A 20,705-nucleotide genomic window follows, 5' to 3' on the forward strand; every position below is an offset into this window, starting at 1 on the left:
ACTTTGATATCAGATCCGTATTCCACGAAAATTCCGAATCCCGAAAGTTTTATATTTAAGTGCGTGGTATTATAAGTTGGCCGTTCTACGATTGAGCAAAATTAATGTAAGTTTGTTGTTAAAATTTTAACAAACCTAACCACAAAACCCAAACTACCATGAAAAAAATTCTACTCGTTTGTATAACTGCTGTCTTTTCAATTGCAGGATTTGCACAGAATGTTGACAAAGAATATTCCCTTTCAGAGTATCGATCTTCAGATGATCTTGAACACGAAAGATACACTTACAATTCAGATATGCTATTGGTGGCCACTGACATTCTTCTGGAAAGTGGAATAGAAGTGAAAGACTCGCTAACCTATGACGCATCTAACAATGTCATCAAACTGGATAGACATCAACTTCTAAATGGCAGTTGGACCCTCGTTTCTTATATTGATTACACCTATGACGCGAATGGAAATCGTTTATCCCGATCAAATTACAATAGTTTTGGCGGCCCCACTTTCACCTTAGGCGGAGTTTATAACTATTTTTATGAAAATAATAGACTTACTGATTGGGAGCTCCTTTTTGGCGGAACCGATTTAGCTGAAGTTTGTACGCTAACGTACAATGTCGATGGCCTGCTTATTGAAGAGTTCGCCCAAGACACTTGGAATTCAGGTACTTTGGAAAACTCCTGGAAAATCGTTTACCAATACAATTTAGACGGCACATTGAATACTTCATCACAAGCATTTTGGTCCGGCTCCACGTGGGACACGGCTGGTACGGAGTGGTTCTTCTATGACGACAATAAAAACTGCATAAAATGGGACCATAAAAATGGCAATACGGTTACGAACAGAAACGAATATGAATACAATCTGGAATTTACCGTTGATCAGCTTGTTTTACCCTACAATCCAGAGGATGATTCAAAAGACACAAGCCTTATTGAGATGAAGAATATGCCTATCCTCCAACATTGGTACACCGAAAATGATCTAGGTGAGTTGGTGTATGTTTGTGATTATATATATGATTATGATTTCATTGGCACTATGGGAGTTGCTGCCCAAGGCTTTCATGCAGACAATTTCAGTATGTATCCAAATCCTGCTTCAAGTTTAATTACTATTGCAAGTGACAAGGATATTATTAGAAATATTGATATCATAGATACTACGGGAAAGTTGGTGTTAAAAAAGTCCAACTTAAACAATAAAGAAACAAACCTGGATGTATCTAATCTACAATCGGGGGTTTATTTGATGAGGTTATCAACTTCAAAAGGTATTGTTACTGAGAAGTTGATAGTACAATAGTCTAACATCCCTCAGGATCAGCGCAGTATTTATTTTAGGTATGCGCTTGGTGCGAATTAAAACTGAAAAAAAGGAGTCGGGTTGTGCTTTAAGCGCTTCTCGACTTACTTTTTGGGATTCTAACAGCTGATAAACTTAGAAATGTAAAATGCATGGGCAAATCGTCTCAATTCCATAAAGTCCTATAAAACCTTTTACCAAATTTTGCTAATCAATATTTTTAAGCAATCAAAATTCTTAAGAAGAACACAATCTTAAAGGAACAATTATTTTTTTGTTTTACTTTTAAAACAAAAAAATAGCGATGTACCACAGAAAAAGACATGGAAAGGGTTTTACCTATCAGGATAAGAAGGGCAAGACAATAAAAGATGTAGAAACGCGCGATTGGATAAAATCGCTCGTCATTCCACCCGCTTGGACTGATGTGGAAATAGAGGAAAATAGAAAAGCCAATTTATTAGTTACCGGCCGCGATGATAAAGACCGCAAACAATATATCTACCATCCCAACTATACCGAAAAACAAAATTCCAAAAAATTTGATCGCATCATTGATTTTGCAGATCAGTTGGAACATATGCGACGGGTTACTGGGCAGCATTTGCGCAAACGAAAGTTAAATCGCGAAAAAGTAATGGCTACTATGTTGCGATTATTGGAGGCTGCGTTTTTCAGAGCCGGAAGTGAAACCTACTCCAAGGAAAATGAGACTTATGGTTTAACCACTTTGCGACATAAACATCTGAGTATTGAAGGCAATGAAATGATTTTTAGCTACAATGGAAAGTCTAATCAAGACCAAGAAAAACACATTGTCGATAAAAAATTAGCTAAAATAGTTCAGGAAATAGACGATATGCCGGGCTATGAGGTTTTTAAATATTTAGATGAAGACAATAATGTCATCGATGTAAAAAGCGAAGATCTCAACGCTTATATCCACGAAGTAATGGGCGAAGAATTCTCCGCCAAAGATTTTAGGACCTGGGCTGGAACCATGATTGCCGCCATTGCTTTGGATGAGCTAGGTGTTGTGGACAAAAAGAATCAAAAATTATTGGATAAAAACATAAAGGAAGCCGTAAATCGTGTTTCGGAAAGATTGGGAAATACTCCCTCTGTTGCAAGAGGCTCCTATATAGACCCAAGAATTATTGAAGATTACACTAATGGTCGCACCTTGCACTATTTTGAAAAGGAGATAAACACCTTGCTTAAAAAAGCCGAAAATCTTTCCAAAGATGAAATCGGAGTATTGTGTATGCTTCGGAATCGTTTGAAAAAGAAGTAATCAAAGAAAAATAGCTATTTCAGAAAATTAACGTGTCATTTTAGGATGCCTATCTATGCCCAGAAAAATTCAAAAGGGAATTGAAAATCGAAAGATAGTTATTTCTTATTAACATTTAAAAAACGATTTTTGACGGCTGGAACATTGCATTTTTCTAAACACTCTCACCTCCAATTCTTTCCAAATCTCACCTCATTGTTGATAAACATTTAACAACATAATGTCTTTTCATTGAAAAGACATTGATAAAATTTTCATCTTTATACCTCATTTATTTTTCTAATTTTTAGTCCTCATTCCCATGGAAATTACCCACGTCATAAAAAGAGATGCCACCACGAAACTCTTTCATTTACAAAAGATTACAGATGCAACCTTAAAAGCTATGATCGCTGCTAAACACGGGGGACCGGAAGACGCTCAACGCATTTCTGAAAAGGTTTACCAGGCTCTGTTGGACAGAAAAAGCCAAGACGGGAAATATATTCCAACTGTGGAAGAAGTTCAGGATTTCGTGGAAAATAAATTGATGGAAAGCGGCTTTTTTGATGTTGCTAAAGGATATATTCTCTATAGAAATCAGCAGACCCAAAAGCGAAAATTAAACATCTTTGAGAAACGTATCAATTTAAAACCTTATGAATATCCAGCACTCTATGAATATGTGCCAGCGATTCGTCATTCATATTGGATCCATACCGAATTCAACTTTACCAGCGATATTCAGGATTTTAAAACGCGCCTTACCGATGTGGAACGTACGGCAATAAAAAATACGATGCTTGCCATTTCACAAATTGAAGTTGCGGTAAAAAGTTTCTGGGGCGATATCTACCACAGAATGCCAAAACCTGAAATTGGTTCCGTAGGTGCAACCTTTGCAGAGAGTGAAGTTCGCCATCACGATGCGTATTCACATCTCCTTGAAATATTAGGCCTAAATGAGGAATTTCAAAACCTTAAGAAAAAACCTGTAATTATGATGCGGGTTCACTATTTGGAAACTGCTTTAAAAAATGCCAAAAGTGAAGACAATAAAGAATACGCAGAATCTATTTTACTGTTCTCCTTATTCATTGAGCACGTTTCTCTATTCTCGCAGTTTTTGATAATCATGGCCTTTAACAAACATAAAAATATGTTTAAAGGAATTTCAAATGTTGTGGAAGCCACTTCCAAAGAAGAGCAAATTCACGGTGATTTTGGAATTGATATTATCAAAATCATCAAACAAGAAAATCCAGAGTGGTTTGATGAGAGTTACATTATTATGATTCAAGAAATGTGCAAGGAAGCATTTTTGGCAGAAAGCAAAATTGTGGATTGGATTTTTGAAGATGGCGAACTCGATTTCCTTCCTAAAAATGTAGTAAATGAATTTATAAAAAACCGTTTTAATAATTCCCTTGAAAGTATCGGGATAGGAAAAATATTTGATATAGACCAAAATCTCTTGATTCAAACGGAATGGTTTGACGATGAGATTATCGGCACCAAGCACGGCGATTTTTTCGTAAAACGCTCTATCAATTACAGTAAAAGAACCCAAAGTATAACCAGTGATGACCTTTTCTAAATGAACGATCAAAATCTAAACCTCGACACACAAACTACAGAAACAATTTCCGACAACAACAACCTTGTAAACGCTAGAAAGGAAGCGCTTCATCATACCGAAGAGAAAAAACCACAAGGCTTTGAATGGCTTACCGAGCACAGCCGAAATTTTCTAGCTTCAGGTTATCTAAGCCCTGGCGTAACTGCAGAAGAACGCATTCGTGAAATCGCCGATAGAGCCGAACAAATTTTGGGTATCCCAGGCTATTCAGACAAATTTTTTGGTTATATGTCTGAAGGATTTTTCTCATTGGCATCACCGGTTTGGTCTAATTTCGGAAAGAAAAGAGGTCTTCCTATCAGCTGCTTTGGATCGCATATTGGCGACGATATGGGGAACATTCTTTACACACAATCTGAAGTGGGAATGATGTCGAAACTTGGCGGTGGAACTTCAGGCTATTTTGGGAAAATTCGTCATCGTGGAGCTGAAGTAAAAAATAACGGACAAGCATCTGGCGCGGTTCATATTATGCAATTATTTGAATCTATGGTTGATGTTGTAAGCCAAGGTTCCGTAAGACGCGGTCGTTTTTCACCCTATTTACCAGTAGAACACCCAGATATTATGGAGTTCTTGGAAATTGGTACCGAAGGAAACCCTATTCAGGAACTTACCCACGGTGTTACTGTAACCAATGAATGGATGGAAGAAATGATTGCCGGCGACGAGGCAAAACGTTCCATCTGGGCAAAAGTACTTCAGCGAAGAGGCGAAATGGGTTATCCATATATCTTCTTTAAGGACAACGCCAACAATTCTGCAGCAGACGTTTATAAAGACAAAGACCTTCCTATTTACGCGAGTAATCTTTGTACCGAAATAATGCTACCATCCAATGACGACTGGTCCTTTGTATGTGTACTTTCTTCAGTAAATCTATTGCATTACGATAAGTGGAAAGACACCGATGCAGTTGAAACCATGGTTTATTTTCTAGACGCAGTTATCACCGAATTTGTTGATAAATTAGAAGATTATCGCGACTCTGAAAGTAGGGAAGATAGACAAACATTTCTATTTATGGAACGCGCTTACAACTTTGCTAAAGACAACCGTGCTTTAGGTTTAGGAGTTTTAGGATGGCACTCTTTATTACAGTCCAGAATGCTTCCTTTAAACAGCGCAAAAGCATACGACTTAAACAGTGAAATCTTTAGGTTAATCAAGGAAAAATCGTATAAAGCATCAGAAGAATTGGCTGAAAAATTTGGCGAACCAGAAGTTCTAAAAGGCTATGGAAGACGTAATGCTACGCTAAACGCGATTGCTCCTACTACATCATCCGCTTTTATCTTAGGCCAAGTTTCGCAAGGCATTGAACCAATATGGTCCAATGTTTATGTGAAGGATATCGCCAAGATCAAAACCACTATCAAAAATCCATTTTTGGAGCAATTGCTTGAGGAAAAAGGAATGAACACACTCGAAATATGGCGAAATATTCGCGATTACGACGGTTCTGTTCAGCATCTTAACTTTTTGACAGATGAAGAAAAAGACGTTTTTAAAACCTATTCTGAAATAGATCAAATGGATCTAATCTATCAAGCTGCAAACCGTCAAAATCATATTGACCAAGGACAATCGTTAAATATAATTGTTCATCCCGAAATGCCGGTAAAAGAGATCAACAAGATTCACGTTACTGCTTGGAAACTAGGGTTAAAATCGCTGTACTACCAACACAGTATGAATGCCGCACAAAAATTTGCACAGAAAAAGGATTGTGCTAGTTGTGAAGCGTAGGTTTTAAAAGATATTTTCTAATAGAAAAAACAGGTTCAATTTTGATTGAACCTGTTTTTTTTTGAACTAGTTATTAATTTCACCACAGAGGTACGGAGGACACAGAGTCATTGGCCTATTATTTTGAAAACTGATTCATGGAATTTTCGTCTCCTTCTTGAAAATAACTAAATTTACATTCCTATATATAATGGCCTCATAGTTCAACGGATAGAACAAGAGTTTCCTAAACTTTAGATCCAAGTTCGATTCTTGGTGAGGCTACAAAATAGTTGGTAGTTGATAGACTTTAGTCGGTAGTGGGTTCAGGATTTATGAGTAAGTCTAGATTGAAAAGATAAAACCCGGTTCAACGTCTAATTCTACTTAAACGGGTTTCAGCTTCTAACTCAACTTCATCTTCTTTTTCAATTTCGTCTTCGATTTCGTTTTCATGTTCCGTCTCACCTCTTTCCTTCACCAATCGCTCTGTTTGTCAGCATTAGACTTACAATAAAACCAATTCCTAGCAAAATTGCTCCTGCCATATAAGTTCTTGGCCCAATCATCTTGGGGGTTTCGGCGTAAAAATCCCTGATAAAAGCGGCCAGCTGAGGACCAACAATTCCTCCAATAGACCAAGCAGTAAGAATTACGCCATAAACAACAGGCATTAATTTTGAATGGAAAACATCAAGAACATAAGATGGCATTGCGCCAAAACCACCACCATAGCATAGTAATACATAACATACTAAACCTCCAAAGAGCCAAGGATTTGTTGTGACCATCATAAGGATAAAAACTAAAATTTGAGACCCTAGAATGAGACGAAAAACCTGGATTCTTCCAATCTTATCCGATAATCCACCCCAAATAAAACGACCAATCCCATTAAACAAAGAACTGACAGCAATAAGAGTAGCACCAGCCATGGCGAGGCTTTCAGTATTCATTGTGGCATCTTTTAGTAGCAGCAAATCTTGTATCATTGGCGATTGCAAGCTAATAAACATAATGCCAGCCGCTATATTTAGAAAAAAGACAAGCCACATTCCTAAAAATTTTGTAGATAATAAGCTCTCCTTAATGCTTAGACTCTCTTTGAATTTTTTGTTTACAGTATGCTTCACAGGAGAAGTATATCCTTCAGGAACAAAGTTCTTGGGAGGATTCTTCATACATAAACTGGCAGGAATCCCAATGGCAAGAAGTACTAACGAAATATACAAAAACACTTGCACCATGTTGCCATCAGTCATAATTATTAAAAAAGGCGCAATAACTTTCGACATTACAAATGCACCCAAGCCAAAACCCATAACAACCATTCCGGTGATAAAACCTTTTTTATCGGGGAACCACTTGGAGACTGTGGCAACAGGAGTTACATAACCTAAACCCAGGCCTATTCCACCAACTACTCCAAAACCAATATAGAAAAGAGGCAAGCTGGCAATAAACATAGCATAAGCACTAATCAGATAACCTACAGCATAAAGTAATGCGCCCATGGCGGCTAATTTGCGGGGACCATATTTGGGAAGAAGTATTCCCCCAAAGGCGGCCGCTATTCCAAGAAATAAAATAGACAAACTAAATATCCACATGGTTTCTACATTGGTCCATCCATACTCGATACTGATTGGTTTTTGAAAAAAGCTCCAAGCATAAACAGTGCCCAACACAACCTGAAGAAGAGTTCCCATAATCGCAATAAACCAACGTTTTGAATTAGTGTTACCTATTTTACTCATCTATTTTTAATGTTTTTTTTAACTTTTTCAATCTACATATATTTTCCTAATCTCGCTTGATTTTCCATGGTGTAAATTGAGCTCAATTTGTTTAGGTTGTGATAGAATCTGAAAGCCAATTCCAATTAGACTTTTAAATGTATTCTTAAAAATTTGAAATCCTTTTAGTTTAGTTTAGGAAGGAGAATCAAGCAACCACCGTAGCGCAAGGTTTCCTTTTATGATAACCGAAAAACCTGTAAATCAATCTTATTCCTACGCTCTGAATTAACATCCTAAGCCCGATTCCAACAAAAGGTTTATGTGTTGTGATTTCCCTAGGAATACACTCAAGTCTTTTTTACCATAACTTTAAGTAAAAACCACATTATTTTCACTTAATTTATTCATCTCTATATTTGATACATTATGAATGAAAACAGAATTGCATTTTTTATTATTGTTGGCGTGCTCGCCTTTGTAGGTGTTTTGTGGTGGGCATTTGAAAATCCTGCTATAAATCCACGTTTGGATAACGAAACATATACAATAATCCACAAATGGGATATGCCGAATGAACTCAACGAAATTTCAGGAATTAGCTGGATTTCAGAAGATAAAATGGCCTGTGTACAAGATGAGGAAGGCATTATTTATATCTACAACTTCAATACAGAACTCGTGGAAAAAAAAGTGAATTTCGCCAAATCGGGTGATTATGAAGCCTTGGCAGTCGTTGATAGCACCGCCTATGTTATGGAGAGTAGTGGAAAATTATTTGAAGTAAGCAATTACCTCAGTCCCGATTTTGAAGTTCAACAATATCAAACACCTTTTTCGGGAAAAAACAATATGGAGTCTTTGGTGGCAGATACTCTAAATAACCGACTTCTATATACTGTAAAAAATAAAGACCCTCACAGCGATAGCTATAAGGGAATTTATGCATTTAATTTGGAAACTAAAAAATCTGAAACACTTCCTATCCTTAAAATTCCATTAGACGATCCAATATTTGAGAAAAAGGATAAAGGTGACGATGGCGATATAGAAAGTAGTTTTTATCCTTCTGAAATTGCTATTAATCCGAAAAACGGAAATATCTATGTTCTGACTTCCAAGAAAAAACCACAGCTTTTGATCATGGACAACGAAGGAAAACTATTAAAGCTACATCAGTTGTATCCAAAGTCGTTTCCACAACCAGAAGGCCTTGCATTTTCAGCAGAAGGAACCGTTTTTATCTCCAATGAAGGTAGAAATGGAACTGCCAATATTTTGGAAGTAGAATTTAATAAATAACCAACATCATTTTTTACTGATATTTATCCTTTAAATTAGTAAGCATAATTTCAGTCATTTCGTCGAGGGAGATTTTACTTTCCCAGCCCCAATCTTTTCTAGCTTCACTATCGTCAATACTCTGTGGCCAACTGTCAGCAATGGGTTGTCTAAAATCAGGTTCGTAGCTAATTTCAAATTTAGGAATGTGTTTTTTGATGCTTGCAGTTATTTCCTCAGGATCAAAACTCATCCCAGAAAGGTTATACGAACTTCTCACTTTTATATCTTCCCTGTCAGCTTCCATAATGCTTACGGTGGCGCGAATGGCATCATCCATAAACATCATTGGCAAAGTTGTTTCGGAATTTAAAAAGCAGATATATTTTTTGTGCTTTAAGGCTTTGTGGTATATATCAACTGCATAATCTGTAGTACCTCCACCTGGCAGGGTTTTGTAGCTAATTAGTCCAGGATAACGGATGCTGCGCACATCTACGCCATAGCGATTAAAATAATATTCACACCAACGTTCACCGGTCTGTTTGCTAATTCCATAAACCGTGCTCGGCTCCATAACGGTGCGTTGTGGTGTATCATTTTTGGGTGTAGTGGGTCCAAAAACAGCGATACTGGAAGGCCAAAATAGCTTTTCAATTTTTTTCTCCTTCGCCAGTTTTAAAACATTGAAAAGTGAATCCATATTCAAATTCCAACCTTTCATAGGGAATTTTTCGGCGGTAGCAGAAAGCATGGCTGCCATTAAATAGACATCAGTTATTTCATGACGAATCACAACCTCTTCAACCTCATCGTAATTTGTGGCGTCGAGAATTTCAAAAGGACCACTTTTCATGAGCGGCTTATCTCCTTCACGGATATCACTAGCAATCACTTTGTGTTTGCCAAATTTCTCTCGAAGATATAAGGTTAATTCTGTTCCTATTTGTCCACAGGCGCCGATAATGAGAATTCGTTTCTTCATGAATTTATTTTTTTCTAAAATTGAAATGCAAATATACAGATATTAGAAGGTGTGGCATTTAAAAGAAAGTGAAATCTGTTTATCCTCATCATAAATTGTAAGACTTTAAATACTTCTGCATAGGGAAAGTATAACACAGTTCTTTTTCTATCATCTAAGTGATTTTATAATATTATAATCATCAGTAAATTATGTTTGCAGAGCTACTGTTATATCATTAAGTCAATCGGTGCTAATCTGGCAAGAACATTAAAAACAGACTGAAAGTCTATTACACCTGCCTGACGGCAGTCAGATTTGCAAAATTTAAAACTATGCCGATTGCATAACTGTTTTCAACAAACAAGCTAATTTTTGTTAACCTGCAAACAGGCAGGTGGGTTCGTGTTCCCGAGATTTGGGGAGTGGCAAAATAGTATAAAAATTCTCAAAAAAAACATTCCCAGGAGAATCGAAATTTTCTGTGTCATTAGTTTAATAACCAGTATCTTTGTAAACCTTTTTTTTATATGAAGTTTATAATTCCACTCTTATCGTTAGTGCTACTTGCTATATCCTGCGGAAATTCAGAGGATCAAAAAGAAGAAGCACCAAAAAATGATGTATCCATTCTTTTCGGAAACAAGAATTTTGAATTTCCTGAGCTTTCCGCGCCGGCGAAGGAGCAGGCCATTCACTGGGGGATTTTAGAAGATTATGTTGCCGAAGCAAAAAATGCAAACGGCAGCAACTATCAAGAACTTCGAAACCGTTCTGAACTTTTAAGGGAATATTCCGATTCACTCGTTAAAAAAATTCCAGACACCCTTAATACAAACCCTATTAAAAGCAGATTGTTTGTTCTTAAAACTCGTTCGGAACTATTGTTTCAAGCCGCAAACCAATCCAAGATTGATTCGTTAAAGCTAGAGAATTCCATAGAAAAAATGAATATGGCTTTAAAAAACCTGATTGTTCAACTCAACCAAAAATTTCAGAAAGACAAAATCGATTTCCAAAGAAAGGACAATGAGGAAAACGAACTAAAGAAACAAAAACGATTTCGAGATTCGATACTAAATCTGGAGCTACAAGATATTAAGAATAAAAAAGTGTAACATTCAAAACGAAAGGACAACTTATCCTTTCATAATTATTTAAAATAAATAAAAACCATAAATGAAAACGAATTTTTTAAAACCTGTATTGGCTTTTGCAGTTGTTGCTGCAGCGGCCACCGCTTGTAAGGAAAAAACCGAAGTGGCCAAAACAGACAATGAACCGCACGGAATTATCCTCGCAAACATGGATACTACCGTAAGCCCAAAAGTTGATTTTTACAACTACGTAAACGGAAACTGGATGAAGGAAAATGAAATTCCAGACGATCAAACGAGTTGGGGTGGATTTACAATCCTTCGGAAAAAGACTGATGCCGACATGCTTAATATTATGAAAAAAGCAAAAGAGAGCGGCGACTATGCAGATGATACCGATCAAGCAAAAGCCTTGATGATCTACGAATCAAAGCTGGACACTGTTGCAAGAAACGAAGCTGGTATTGACCCAATAAAACCTACACTTGCGAAAATTGAGGCCATCAAAAATATGGAGGACTTTCAAAAAGTAGCTACGGAAGATGCCGTGAGTGTTTCTCAGCCATTTTTTGGTGTAGCAGCTTTCTCAAATCCATCTAACAGTTCGATGAACTCTGCGTACATTACCCCAGGAGGATTAGGCCTTCCAGATAGAGATTTCTATACCAATACAGATCCTGCTTCAGAAAAAATTCGCCAGCAGTATGTGGCGCATATTACCAGAATGCTTCAGTTTTTGGGTGATAGTGAAGAATCTGCACACAAACAGGCAGAGACTATTCTCGCATTCGAAACCAAACTTGCAACCCCGAGATTGGACAAAGTTGCAAGCCGCGATTTTAGAAACTTCAACAACCCAAGAAGTATTGCCGAACTACAAAAAATGGTGCCGGAGATTAAATGGGAAAAGGCTTTTAAAGATATGGGTGTTGCTAAAAAATTGGATACCGTACTTGTGATGCAACCTAAATATATGGAAACAGTGCAAAAAATGTTTGCAAATCCAGATATAGATACTTGGAAAACTGTTATGCGTTGGGCTACCTTAAATAATTCTGCTGGAATGCTTACAACAGATATTGATAAGGCCAACTGGGATTTCTATAGTAAAACCTTAAACGGTACCCAAAAACAAAAACCAGCCAACGAACGTGCCATGGCAACCGTAAATGGAAGTGTGGGTGAAGCTGTTGGAAAATTATATGTAGATCAAATGTTTCCACCAGAAGCTAAAGAAAAAGCGGAAGCAATGATTGCCAATATTATTGATGCCTACAAAGTGCGTATTAACAATATAGATTGGATGACTGATAGCACAAAAACGAAGGCTATCGAAAAACTAAACAAGTTTACCGTAAAAATAGGATATCCTGATAAATGGAAAGATTACTCTTCTATGGAAGTAAAACCTGGAAACTCGTATTATGACGATATGGTTGCCGTTCAACAATGGAATTATAAAGATAACTTAGAAAAAATAGATGAACCTGTAGACCGGACCGAATGGGGAATGAACCCACAAACGGTAAACGCTTACTTCAATCCATTCAACAATGAAATCGTTTTTCCAGCAGCAATTCTTCAACCTCCTTTTTATGACTATAAAGCAGATGAAGCTGTAAACTACGGTGGAATGGGCGCTGTAATCGGTCACGAAATATCACACGCTTTTGATGATAGCGGTTCGCGTTTTGACGCTGACGGAAACTTAGTAAACTGGTGGACAGCTAAAGATCTTGAAAACTTTACCGAGCGTGGCGATAAACTTGCCGAGCAATACAGTAATGTAGAAGTTTTGGACAGTGTTTACATCAACGGAAAATTCACTTTGGGTGAAAACATTGGTGATTTAGGTGGCGTTCTTGCCGCTTACGACGGTTTGCAACATTTTTATAAAGAAAACGGACGTCCTGATGATATTGACGGTTTCACTCCAGAGCAACGTTTCTTTATGAGTTGGGCCACTGTTTGGCGCACCAAAGCTCGTGATGAAGCTGTTAAAAATCAAGTGAAAACAGATCCGCACTCTCCAGGAATGGTAAGAGCTACACAACCTTTAGTAAATGTTGATGCTTTTTACAAAGCTTTTGATATTAAAGAAGGCGATCCAATGTACGTTGCCCCAGAAGACAGGGTTCGTATTTGGTAGTGTTATAATATAATTTGAATTGAAAGGAGCCTTAATTGGCTCCTTTTTATTTTAACAAACAATGAATAAAGTGAGAATATAGAAATGATAATCTGCCCTTAAGCCTTTGACATAAAGGATAAGAAGAAATATTGCAATATTACTTTTTAATCAAAATCAAACAAATTACTTTAGCCTGAACCGGCCTTATTTTGTCAATATATGAGAAAACCTTGTAAGGTTTCCACATGTCCGCAAGAGGAGAAAACCTTGAAGGTATTGCTTTCGTTAATAGCGAGAATTAACTCAATTTATTTTTAAACTCATATCCCAGCACATTTCCCAAGTTTTCGGAATCAACCTGTTTAAATATTTCCCCAGAATCAGTTTCAGCAAATGTTGGCGGTTCCAATCCAAGCTCTTTTGCTTTTTGAATATAGTAATCAGACTTTTTGGGATGGTCTGGGTTTACGGCATTAAAAGTTTTTCCGAAGGCATCTTGCCTAACAATCTCTATAAGGACTTTAATACAATCATCCCGATGTATCAAGTTTACGGGCGCTGCACCACCTGCTAAATCTTTTCTTCCAGCCAAATACTTTGCTGGGTTTCTACTCCCACCAAACAAGCCGCCAAAACGCACAACTGTTGTTTCCAAGTCATGCGAATGATTGAATAATTCTTCTACTTGCCTCAACTGCTTTCCTGCGATTGTTTCAGGTTTTGGTTCGTCCTCTTCAGTCACATTTCTTTGGGAATCATCATAAACTGAAGTACTACTGACTAAAATAATTTTTTGTACCGAAGCATTATTTATCTCTTCTAAAAAATGAGTCATTTTCAGTACGTAATCAGTGCCGGTGTTTCTTCTTAAGCCCGGAGGAATCATGATAATTAAATAATCAGCATTTTTCAAAAAGACTTTTACTTCCCCCTGAACACCACTTTCAGAAATTTCCACTGGATAGGCTTCAACTCCATTCTGCTGGAGCATTGTGGCTTTCTCAATACTTGTAACTGAGCCTTTAACTTTATAGCCCAAAGTTGTTAAGCGATGCGCTAGAGGTTGTCCGAGCCATCCAAGACCGGCAATGGCGATTGATTTGTTCATTGGTGCATTATTATGATAAAACTGCAAATATAGGTTTTTCATTAAGTAAAAGGCTTTGCTCCGCAGATTCGAAACACTTGAGAATTGGCAGTGATATATTTGAAAGATGGGTATTGATATACGAACATTTTGGCTAAAGCCTTTGTTATAGTTGATGGGGAAACCCTAGGCTAAAGCACGGGGTTATTAATTTAAGAAGATATCGTTTAATAATAAATACCTAAGAATATTACCTCCTTCTAAGCAGAGACAAAGAAAATTTCGAAATAAAAATCTCTATTAATCAACAGAATTTAAAATGGTGTTAACAACTTTCCGATGTAAAGAATCTACCGAAAAAGTGCGTTTTACCATCACCGCATCTGTAATTACAAAAGGTTTTGGCATAGTATAATCCGGCCGCTTTGTTATTTTGAAATCTGGATTGTCCATTAAATCAAAAGAATATTCCATTACTTTAAAAGTAACAGGTGTATTCTTTTCAACTGAAAACTTCACTTTTAAGGAGTCATTAGCCGAAACATAATAATTGATAAGCGCCGCATTTTTAGTTCCTCTATAATCTTTCAATGTATCTGAAACAGAAGCTTTTTGTCCATTGAATTCCAAATATTTAAACGCAGTATTTTCCACGCTATACAAATCGATTTTATTCACTTTTCGCTTTGGAACAATGATAAATTTGACATTTCGAAGATTTTCAACTAATGTATCTTTTTCTAAAATAACTTCGAAATTCGCTATGTCTTTTTCAGGCGCTTCAGCTGCGAAACTAAAATTAGTTCCATATTTATTATAGGCTGCATCGCCCGTAATTATGGACGCATCTTCAGGCGTTTCACCTAGATACTCTTTGGTCCATTCATCAATTTCTTTATCATAAGTGAGCCAATACGTTTTTCCTGCATCTGCATCTTTATAATAAACAAGGCTGTTTGGTTTTCTTCTTTCATCGGAGTAATCACTTTTGGAATGTGCTACTATAAAGAAAGAAATCGCGAGTAAGAAACACACTGCCGAGAGTAAAACTTTTCTTTTATAGTATGTGAAAATCGGCAACATCAACCCAAAAAGCAATACGGTAAAAACACAACTAATCACCAACATTTTTAACCCCAATCCAACTGGAAAAAATTGAATGAGCGGCACAAAAATAAGAATTGCGGGAATTGCTAAAAGCGTCAATGCTAAAAGATTTGGACGTTCTTGACGAAGCATTACAAAGAAAGATATAAGTCCAAAGAATACTGGAATAATAAAAAATGCTGCACCTTTCAGAATTATAAAAACTGTCAAATTTATCAAGAGCCAGAAAAATAACGGTGCCACATAAAATGCTGCTTCGTTGAATTTGATAGCAAATTTTTTATAAAATGCAAACGTAATGGCCAAGGAAAGAAAGACGAAAAATGCAATATACCAATGCCCGTTATAAGTAAACCCTTGTTGAATTTCTAGATATTGCGGATAAAGAACGAACAGTAATTTCCAGCCGAAGAAACCGATAAGTACGCAAGTGATCAAGGATAATAAAAGTGGAACAAAACCTCTAGCAATACTCTTCCCTAAGAGTCTTCCTTTACGGATTCCATAAAAAATAAGGATCCAAAAAATCAGCGTTGCCAAAATAAGCATCGGTAATATCCACGAGAAGGGATAATGAACCATTTTTAGCACGGGAAAATTAAAATAAACATCGTCTGTATCAGACTTTAAACTTGACAGATCGGCATCTGCGAAATAATGAAGTAGCGGGAGCAAATAACTTCCTTGATGCATCAAGCTGTTCCAATCCAGATGATACATATTGTCATTAGCCGTGTGATAGTTGAAGTGGCTGTCAATAAAGGCGAAGAAAAAACTGTCTATATCACCATCTACTCTAAAAATAGTGGAATCCGTATCATTAGGCAGCATTTTGTAAACGCTGTACATCAACGAAGAAGCCACAGGAAAATCTGGATTCGCCTTGATAAATTCCTTTACTAATTTAGAATTCCCACCATTGGTTTCCAAAATCATATTACTGGGACCACTGGTTCCACGTGCTTCAAAATTGAGCACCAAGCTCACATTCTTTGCCCAGGGATGTTCATTGACAAAAAGTTTAGCCCCATCTAGTCCTATTTCTTCTGCATCGGTAAAAAGAATGATAATATCGTTTTTCGGACGTTTTCCAGAAGCAAGATAAGCTCGGAAACTTTCCAAAATTGTAACTAAACCTGTGCCATCATCACTTGCTCCAAAGGAAGGAACGAGCGCGCTGTCATAATGAGAAAGTAGTAAAAGGGCTTTTCCTTCTTCAGATCCTTCTATGCGAGCAGCAATATTTATGGGTTTATTTAAGGTTTTTGATTGCGGATTTAAACTAAATCCTTCTTGGATGTGAGGTTCCAAACCCAGCTTTCGCAATTCACCTATCAAAAATTTTCGCACATCTTCGTGTGCTTGAGAGCCTAAATAATGCGGTGCTTTCGCAATTTCCTCCAAAGGAGTCAAAGCTCTATCCACGGAGAATTCAGTGGGGGGAATACCTTCGTTTTCGTCGTATTGAGGCATCAATCCATAAAAACTATAAAAACTCAATGCGATTATAAGAAGAAGAGATAAAACCGCATAAAGATTTTTCATATTATAGTTTTTGGAATTTAATCAGTAGTGCCCGATTCAATTTGTAGGGGAATGAAATGCTGAAATTCAGTTTAATGATCAAACACAGTTACCAAATGAATTCAACCTTAACAAAAATAAGAACTTTAATGAATTAACAGCTTATCTAATAACCAATAAATCCATATCCCCATCGATTGTCATCGGACACCTCCCGATTAAAAGTAACTACTGAAGCCCATATACCAAGTGGCGGCTCTTTCGGCTGGATTATTAATAATATCATTTTGCCATTCGTAGCGATAGTTAATTCTAAAAACTGTTTTCGATGTAGGTCGAAAGCTAATTCCTGGGGTAATAGCAATAATTTGATCACCGATATTGGTATTTGTTGCTTCAAATTTTCCAACATTCCAATCTACATAATCAAATCTTGCTGCAACATTAAAAGTAGCATCTTCCCATTCAAATATTTTCTTCTTATACACTGGTTGCACCACATCCATAAAAACACCGTGTTGCTTATTGCCGTACTGTGGCGTGTAAGTTTCAGGAGTTTGAACTCTTACAAATGCCGCTTCTCCAACTATATAAGTGCCGGTGGCTTTAATTGTCGTGTTCCAATCTATGGCAAATACGTCAACTCTGGCCTTATCTTCAATTTCTTCTCCATCATCTTCAAACTTATTGTAAACACCTCCCATATATGATAAACCAATCTCTCCTATCTTTCTGTTTTTAATTGCCAGTTTTCCAGAGAACATCGCTTTTCCACTAAAGTTTTCTTCAAATAAATCCTCTCCTTCTTTATAGGCTGGCAGAAAGGTTTTGTCTTCTTCATTGGAAATTATTTTACTGTTGAAACCATTGGTTAGATATGCTTCATATCCAAAAATCCAATTTCCAGAATAGGTTTTACCGTACATCCCAAAGCCTGCATTCGATTGGGTTGCAGCCAACATATTTACTGCTACATCTGGACGTTCCACAAATTCCCACTTTGGCCCATCGTGGTTTTCGTTAAATGCGCCGATGGGATTCATAACAATCCCACCTCTAAAATTAAACATAGGATGAAATGCTACATCAAGTGCGGCAAATTCTATGGCTACTTCTTTTCCGCCGTCTTCAAATTCTATTTCGGTTAAAAACTTAACTCTTTCTGAAATGGAAGCTGCCATAAAAATCGTTAATCGTCTGGCTTGAAAAGATAAGCCTTCAGATATTCCCTCTTCGGTTCTATGCATTGTATTTGCTTCCAAATATCCTCCTAATGCTACTGGAACTTTATCAAATTTCAGGGAAGGTCTGCTAAAAACGGCATCCATATTTAAGTGGTTGTCATCATTAGAATTCTCCTGTTCGGTTTCATATTCTTGGGCGAGTAAATTCCCCACACAGAAAAAACTAAATAAAAGAAGACTTGCTTTAAGATAGTTCGATGTAAATATTTTCATTGTCGATTGTTGTTTTGTATGTTTTTAAATCTTGGTCGGCTGGACCTTCCAAAAGAGTTCCTTTAGCATCGAATTCACTACCGTGGCAAGGGCAGCTATAAATTCCTCCACCCACATTAAGCTCGCATCCACGATGTGTGCATTTCATTAGGGATGCACTGTATTGATTCTCTCCTGTTTTATACAAACAGATAGGAAAACCTTCCGAAGTAGATTTTACCATTACAAAATCGCGATACGCGGTGCTGGACTTCTTTATAATTTTGAACTCAGAAAGAGGAACTACAAGTCGATTGTTTATCATATTGCTGGAAGCATAATAAATACTTTGGCAGGAGGTTAAAATCGCTGAAGCAAAGGGTAATCCAACCAAAGCGACTCCACAAGTTTTTAAAAATTTTTTTCTGTCCATTTTATAAAGATTCAATGAAGGTTAAGAGTTGCTCTTTTTCGTGTTGACCTAAGTTTTGATAGCTGGTTCTTGAGTTTTGAGCTTCTCCTCCATGAAGTAATATGGCTTCTTCAATGCTTCTAGCTCTTCCATCGTGCATAAGGTAATACTCGCCTCCTTGCGAATCTTTAGCAAGACCGATTCCCCAAAGTGGAGCGGTTCTCCATTCGGAGGAAAAAGCATATCCCTCGGTATAACCGTCATCCAATTCAGGTCCCATATCGTGCAAAAGCAAATCGGTATAAGGATGGAACTCCTTATAAGAAATAGCCACAATAGGAGAGTATGATGTTCGTAAAGTTGGTTTATGGCAAGCAATACATTGTGCACTTTCAAACAATGTTGATCCAGCAATAACATCGGGATTGTCTTGATCGCGAGGTAACGGAGCTTTTAAGGTTTTTAAATAAAATACCACGTCGTTAATAGTTGCTCTATCGATTTCTGGTTGCACTTTGTCACCACTATAGGTTTCATAAGGTTCGTAGAACGAGTTAATCCCGATATCCTGATTATAAGCATCCGCAGTTTGTTGAAGTAAGTCATACATACCTGCTTTTTTTCCAAAGCGAGTAATGTATTTTCCATTTTCAGAAATTGTTCCTGTCCGGTCATTAACATAGTCTGGCCTATCATTCCAGTGCACGCGGCCACTAATACCGTCGCCATCCAAATCGTCGGGATCTGCCATTGCTAATAAATCTTCATCCGAAACCGCATCCAGAAATCCGAGACCTGTAACTATGGGCGCTATAAGATCCGCGTGAGGCACTCCAGGTGGCAATGTTTCGGGTTCATAACCAGGAATCGCTCGGTTCTGCAATTGTGGAGCGCCCTGATCTAAGTAATTTTTCACCCCTGGAAGGCCTTGTCCAAAACGGGTAAACTTTACGAAAGGATGTCCTTTTCCATCTCCTGCATGACAACTAACGCAGCTGGTTCCGGTAAATATGGGGCCCAGCCCAGTTTCCACAGTAAATATTTGATCGTTAAAAGCCTTGTCGCCTTCTATAAAACGTTTGGCTTCTGCTTGATTAAGATCTTCAACAGGCCCGTCCAACAATTCATATTCTTCTGGTTCTTGCGGACCTAAAGCTTCACAAGCAAACAGGAGAGGAATACAAATTAAAGCACCTAACAGATGTTTTTTGGTTTTCATTATCTATATTTTTAGGCAAAGCTAAAAATATTATTTGTTAAGGCAAATAAAATAATTCACTTAAGCTAACATATCTTTTGAACGAAAATATTAAACATTGAATTACAGATGAATACCATCAAAAGATTATTTTTAAATAACAAGGAATATCTTCTGCTTTATAGGAAAAGGAAGCAGTAAGAAACATATGTGAAATCTAAAAACTATAAATTCATTAATTTCTAAATGGTGTAAAAACCTAACCTATCAAAAAATTGACTATCTTAGAAGTTCGCAAAAATTTGATATTATGGGAATTAAAAGTTTTATGGGCAAAAGAGCAAAGCCCCAGAAAGGTACTTCGGAAAGAATAAAGGTCTCTGATTTTATGACTCGCAATCTAATTACATTCAGGCCAGAACAATCCATTATGGAAGTTATGGAAGTACTTTTGAAAAAGAGAATTTCTGGTGGCCCTGTTGTAAATGACAAAAATGAACTGGTTGGAATTATTTCCGAAGGAGATTGTTTAAAGGAACTGAGTGACTCCAGGTATCACAATCATCCCATGGAAGACGTAAAAGTGGAACGACACATGATTAAAAACGTTGACACCATTGATGGAGAAATGAACGTGCTGGACGCTGCCAACAAGTTTTTGGAGTCCAAACGCCGCCGTTTTCCAATTCTAGAAAATGGCAAACTTGTGGGACAGATAAGCCAAAGTGATGTATTACGTGCGGCTATGGAATTAAAAGGACAAACTTGGTAGTTGTCCT

Annotated in this window: 15 protein-coding genes and 1 tRNA gene; 9 read left to right on the plus strand and 7 right to left on the minus strand. The window is 37.1% G+C overall.

From position 1 onward, the window contains the following. The first annotated feature begins 158 nt into the window (after positions 1-158). The 5 genes from G440_RS0113170 (at position 159) to G440_RS0113190 (ending at position 6,238) form a co-directional block, all read left to right on the plus strand. Positions 159-1,313: a T9SS type A sorting domain-containing protein gene (locus tag G440_RS0113170; RefSeq protein ID WP_026451735.1), complete on the plus strand. Its 1,155-nt coding sequence runs from the start codon at positions 159-161 to the stop codon at positions 1,311-1,313. Positions 1,314-1,617: 304 nt separating this feature from the next. After that, positions 1,618-2,607 carry a DNA topoisomerase IB gene (locus G440_RS0113175; protein ID WP_026451736.1) on the plus strand — a complete coding sequence of 330 codons (990 nt, stop codon included), beginning with the start codon at positions 1,618-1,620 and terminating at the stop codon, positions 2,605-2,607. 301 nt (positions 2,608-2,908) lie between these two features. Then, positions 2,909-4,183 (plus strand): ribonucleotide-diphosphate reductase subunit beta, encoded by a 1,275-nt coding sequence (locus G440_RS0113180; RefSeq protein ID WP_026451737.1) that lies wholly within the window; start codon positions 2,909-2,911, stop codon positions 4,181-4,183. Continuing rightward, positions 4,184-5,974 (plus strand): ribonucleoside-diphosphate reductase subunit alpha, encoded by a 1,791-nt coding sequence (locus G440_RS0113185; RefSeq protein WP_026451738.1) that lies wholly within the window; start codon positions 4,184-4,186, stop codon positions 5,972-5,974. It begins immediately after the preceding gene. A gap of 192 nt (positions 5,975-6,166) precedes the next feature. Further along, positions 6,167-6,238: transfer RNA gene (locus G440_RS0113190), tRNA-Arg, on the plus strand. Between the two features lie 179 nt (positions 6,239-6,417). Here the strand turns inward: G440_RS0113190 and G440_RS0113200 are convergent. Continuing rightward, positions 6,418-7,710 carry an L-lactate MFS transporter gene (locus tag G440_RS0113200; protein ID WP_026451739.1) on the minus strand — a complete coding sequence of 431 codons (1,293 nt, stop codon included), beginning with the start codon at positions 7,708-7,710 and terminating at the stop codon, positions 6,418-6,420. 408 nt (positions 7,711-8,118) lie between these two features. Between G440_RS0113200 and G440_RS0113205 the strand changes: the two genes are divergently transcribed. Further along, complete coding sequence (locus tag G440_RS0113205; RefSeq protein ID WP_034259553.1) at positions 8,119-8,991, plus strand: SdiA-regulated domain-containing protein; 873 nt, start codon at positions 8,119-8,121, stop codon at positions 8,989-8,991. A 13-nt stretch (positions 8,992-9,004) separates the two neighbouring features. On the opposite strand, the gene G440_RS0113210 is transcribed toward G440_RS0113205, so the two are convergent. Continuing rightward, on the minus strand, positions 9,005-9,955 hold the full coding sequence (locus G440_RS0113210) for an NAD-dependent epimerase/dehydratase family protein (protein ID WP_026451741.1): 951 nt from the start codon (positions 9,953-9,955) through the stop codon (positions 9,005-9,007). A 509-nt stretch (positions 9,956-10,464) separates the two neighbouring features. On the opposite strand from G440_RS0113210, the gene G440_RS0113215 reads away from it, so the two are divergent. Together G440_RS0113215 and G440_RS0113220 are read left to right on the plus strand one after the other, a co-directional pair. Continuing rightward, on the plus strand, positions 10,465-11,052 hold the full coding sequence (locus tag G440_RS0113215; protein ID WP_026451742.1) for a hypothetical protein: 588 nt from the start codon (positions 10,465-10,467) through the stop codon (positions 11,050-11,052). 61 nt (positions 11,053-11,113) lie between these two features. Continuing rightward, positions 11,114-13,180 carry a M13 family metallopeptidase gene (locus G440_RS0113220; RefSeq protein ID WP_026451743.1) on the plus strand — a complete coding sequence of 689 codons (2,067 nt, stop codon included), beginning with the start codon at positions 11,114-11,116 and terminating at the stop codon, positions 13,178-13,180. Between the two features lie 280 nt (positions 13,181-13,460). On the opposite strand, the gene G440_RS0113225 is transcribed toward G440_RS0113220, so the two are convergent. The 5 genes from G440_RS0113225 to G440_RS0113245 form a co-directional block, all read right to left on the minus strand. Further along, complete coding sequence (locus tag G440_RS0113225) at positions 13,461-14,270, minus strand: NAD(P)H-binding protein (protein ID WP_026451744.1); 810 nt, start codon at positions 14,268-14,270, stop codon at positions 13,461-13,463. Positions 14,271-14,549: 279 nt separating this feature from the next. Continuing rightward, positions 14,550-16,901, minus strand: a complete 2,352-nt coding sequence (locus G440_RS0113230) for a M20/M25/M40 family metallo-hydrolase (RefSeq protein ID WP_026451745.1) — start codon at positions 16,899-16,901, stop codon at positions 14,550-14,552. Between the two features lie 197 nt (positions 16,902-17,098). Continuing rightward, on the minus strand, positions 17,099-18,337 hold the full coding sequence (locus G440_RS0113235; protein WP_026451746.1) for a hypothetical protein: 1,239 nt from the start codon (positions 18,335-18,337) through the stop codon (positions 17,099-17,101). Further along, complete coding sequence (locus tag G440_RS0113240; RefSeq protein ID WP_026451747.1) at positions 18,309-18,749, minus strand: QcrA and Rieske domain-containing protein; 441 nt, start codon at positions 18,747-18,749, stop codon at positions 18,309-18,311. The genes G440_RS0113235 and G440_RS0113240 overlap by 29 nt, the downstream gene beginning before the upstream one ends. Position 18,750: 1 nt before the next feature. Then, positions 18,751-19,947 (minus strand): di-heme oxidoredictase family protein, encoded by a 1,197-nt coding sequence (locus G440_RS0113245; RefSeq protein ID WP_026451748.1) that lies wholly within the window; start codon positions 19,945-19,947, stop codon positions 18,751-18,753. Between the two features lie 289 nt (positions 19,948-20,236). Here G440_RS0113245 and G440_RS0113250 point away from each other — a divergent pair, with 289 nt between their 5' ends. Beyond that, positions 20,237-20,698: a CBS domain-containing protein gene (locus G440_RS0113250; protein WP_026451749.1), complete on the plus strand. Its 462-nt coding sequence runs from the start codon at positions 20,237-20,239 to the stop codon at positions 20,696-20,698. The last annotated feature ends 7 nt before the right edge of the window (positions 20,699-20,705 follow it).

Source organism: Aequorivita capsosiphonis DSM 23843 (assembly GCF_000429125.1).
Classification (GTDB): Bacteria; Bacteroidota; Bacteroidia; order Flavobacteriales; family Flavobacteriaceae; genus Aequorivita; species Aequorivita capsosiphonis.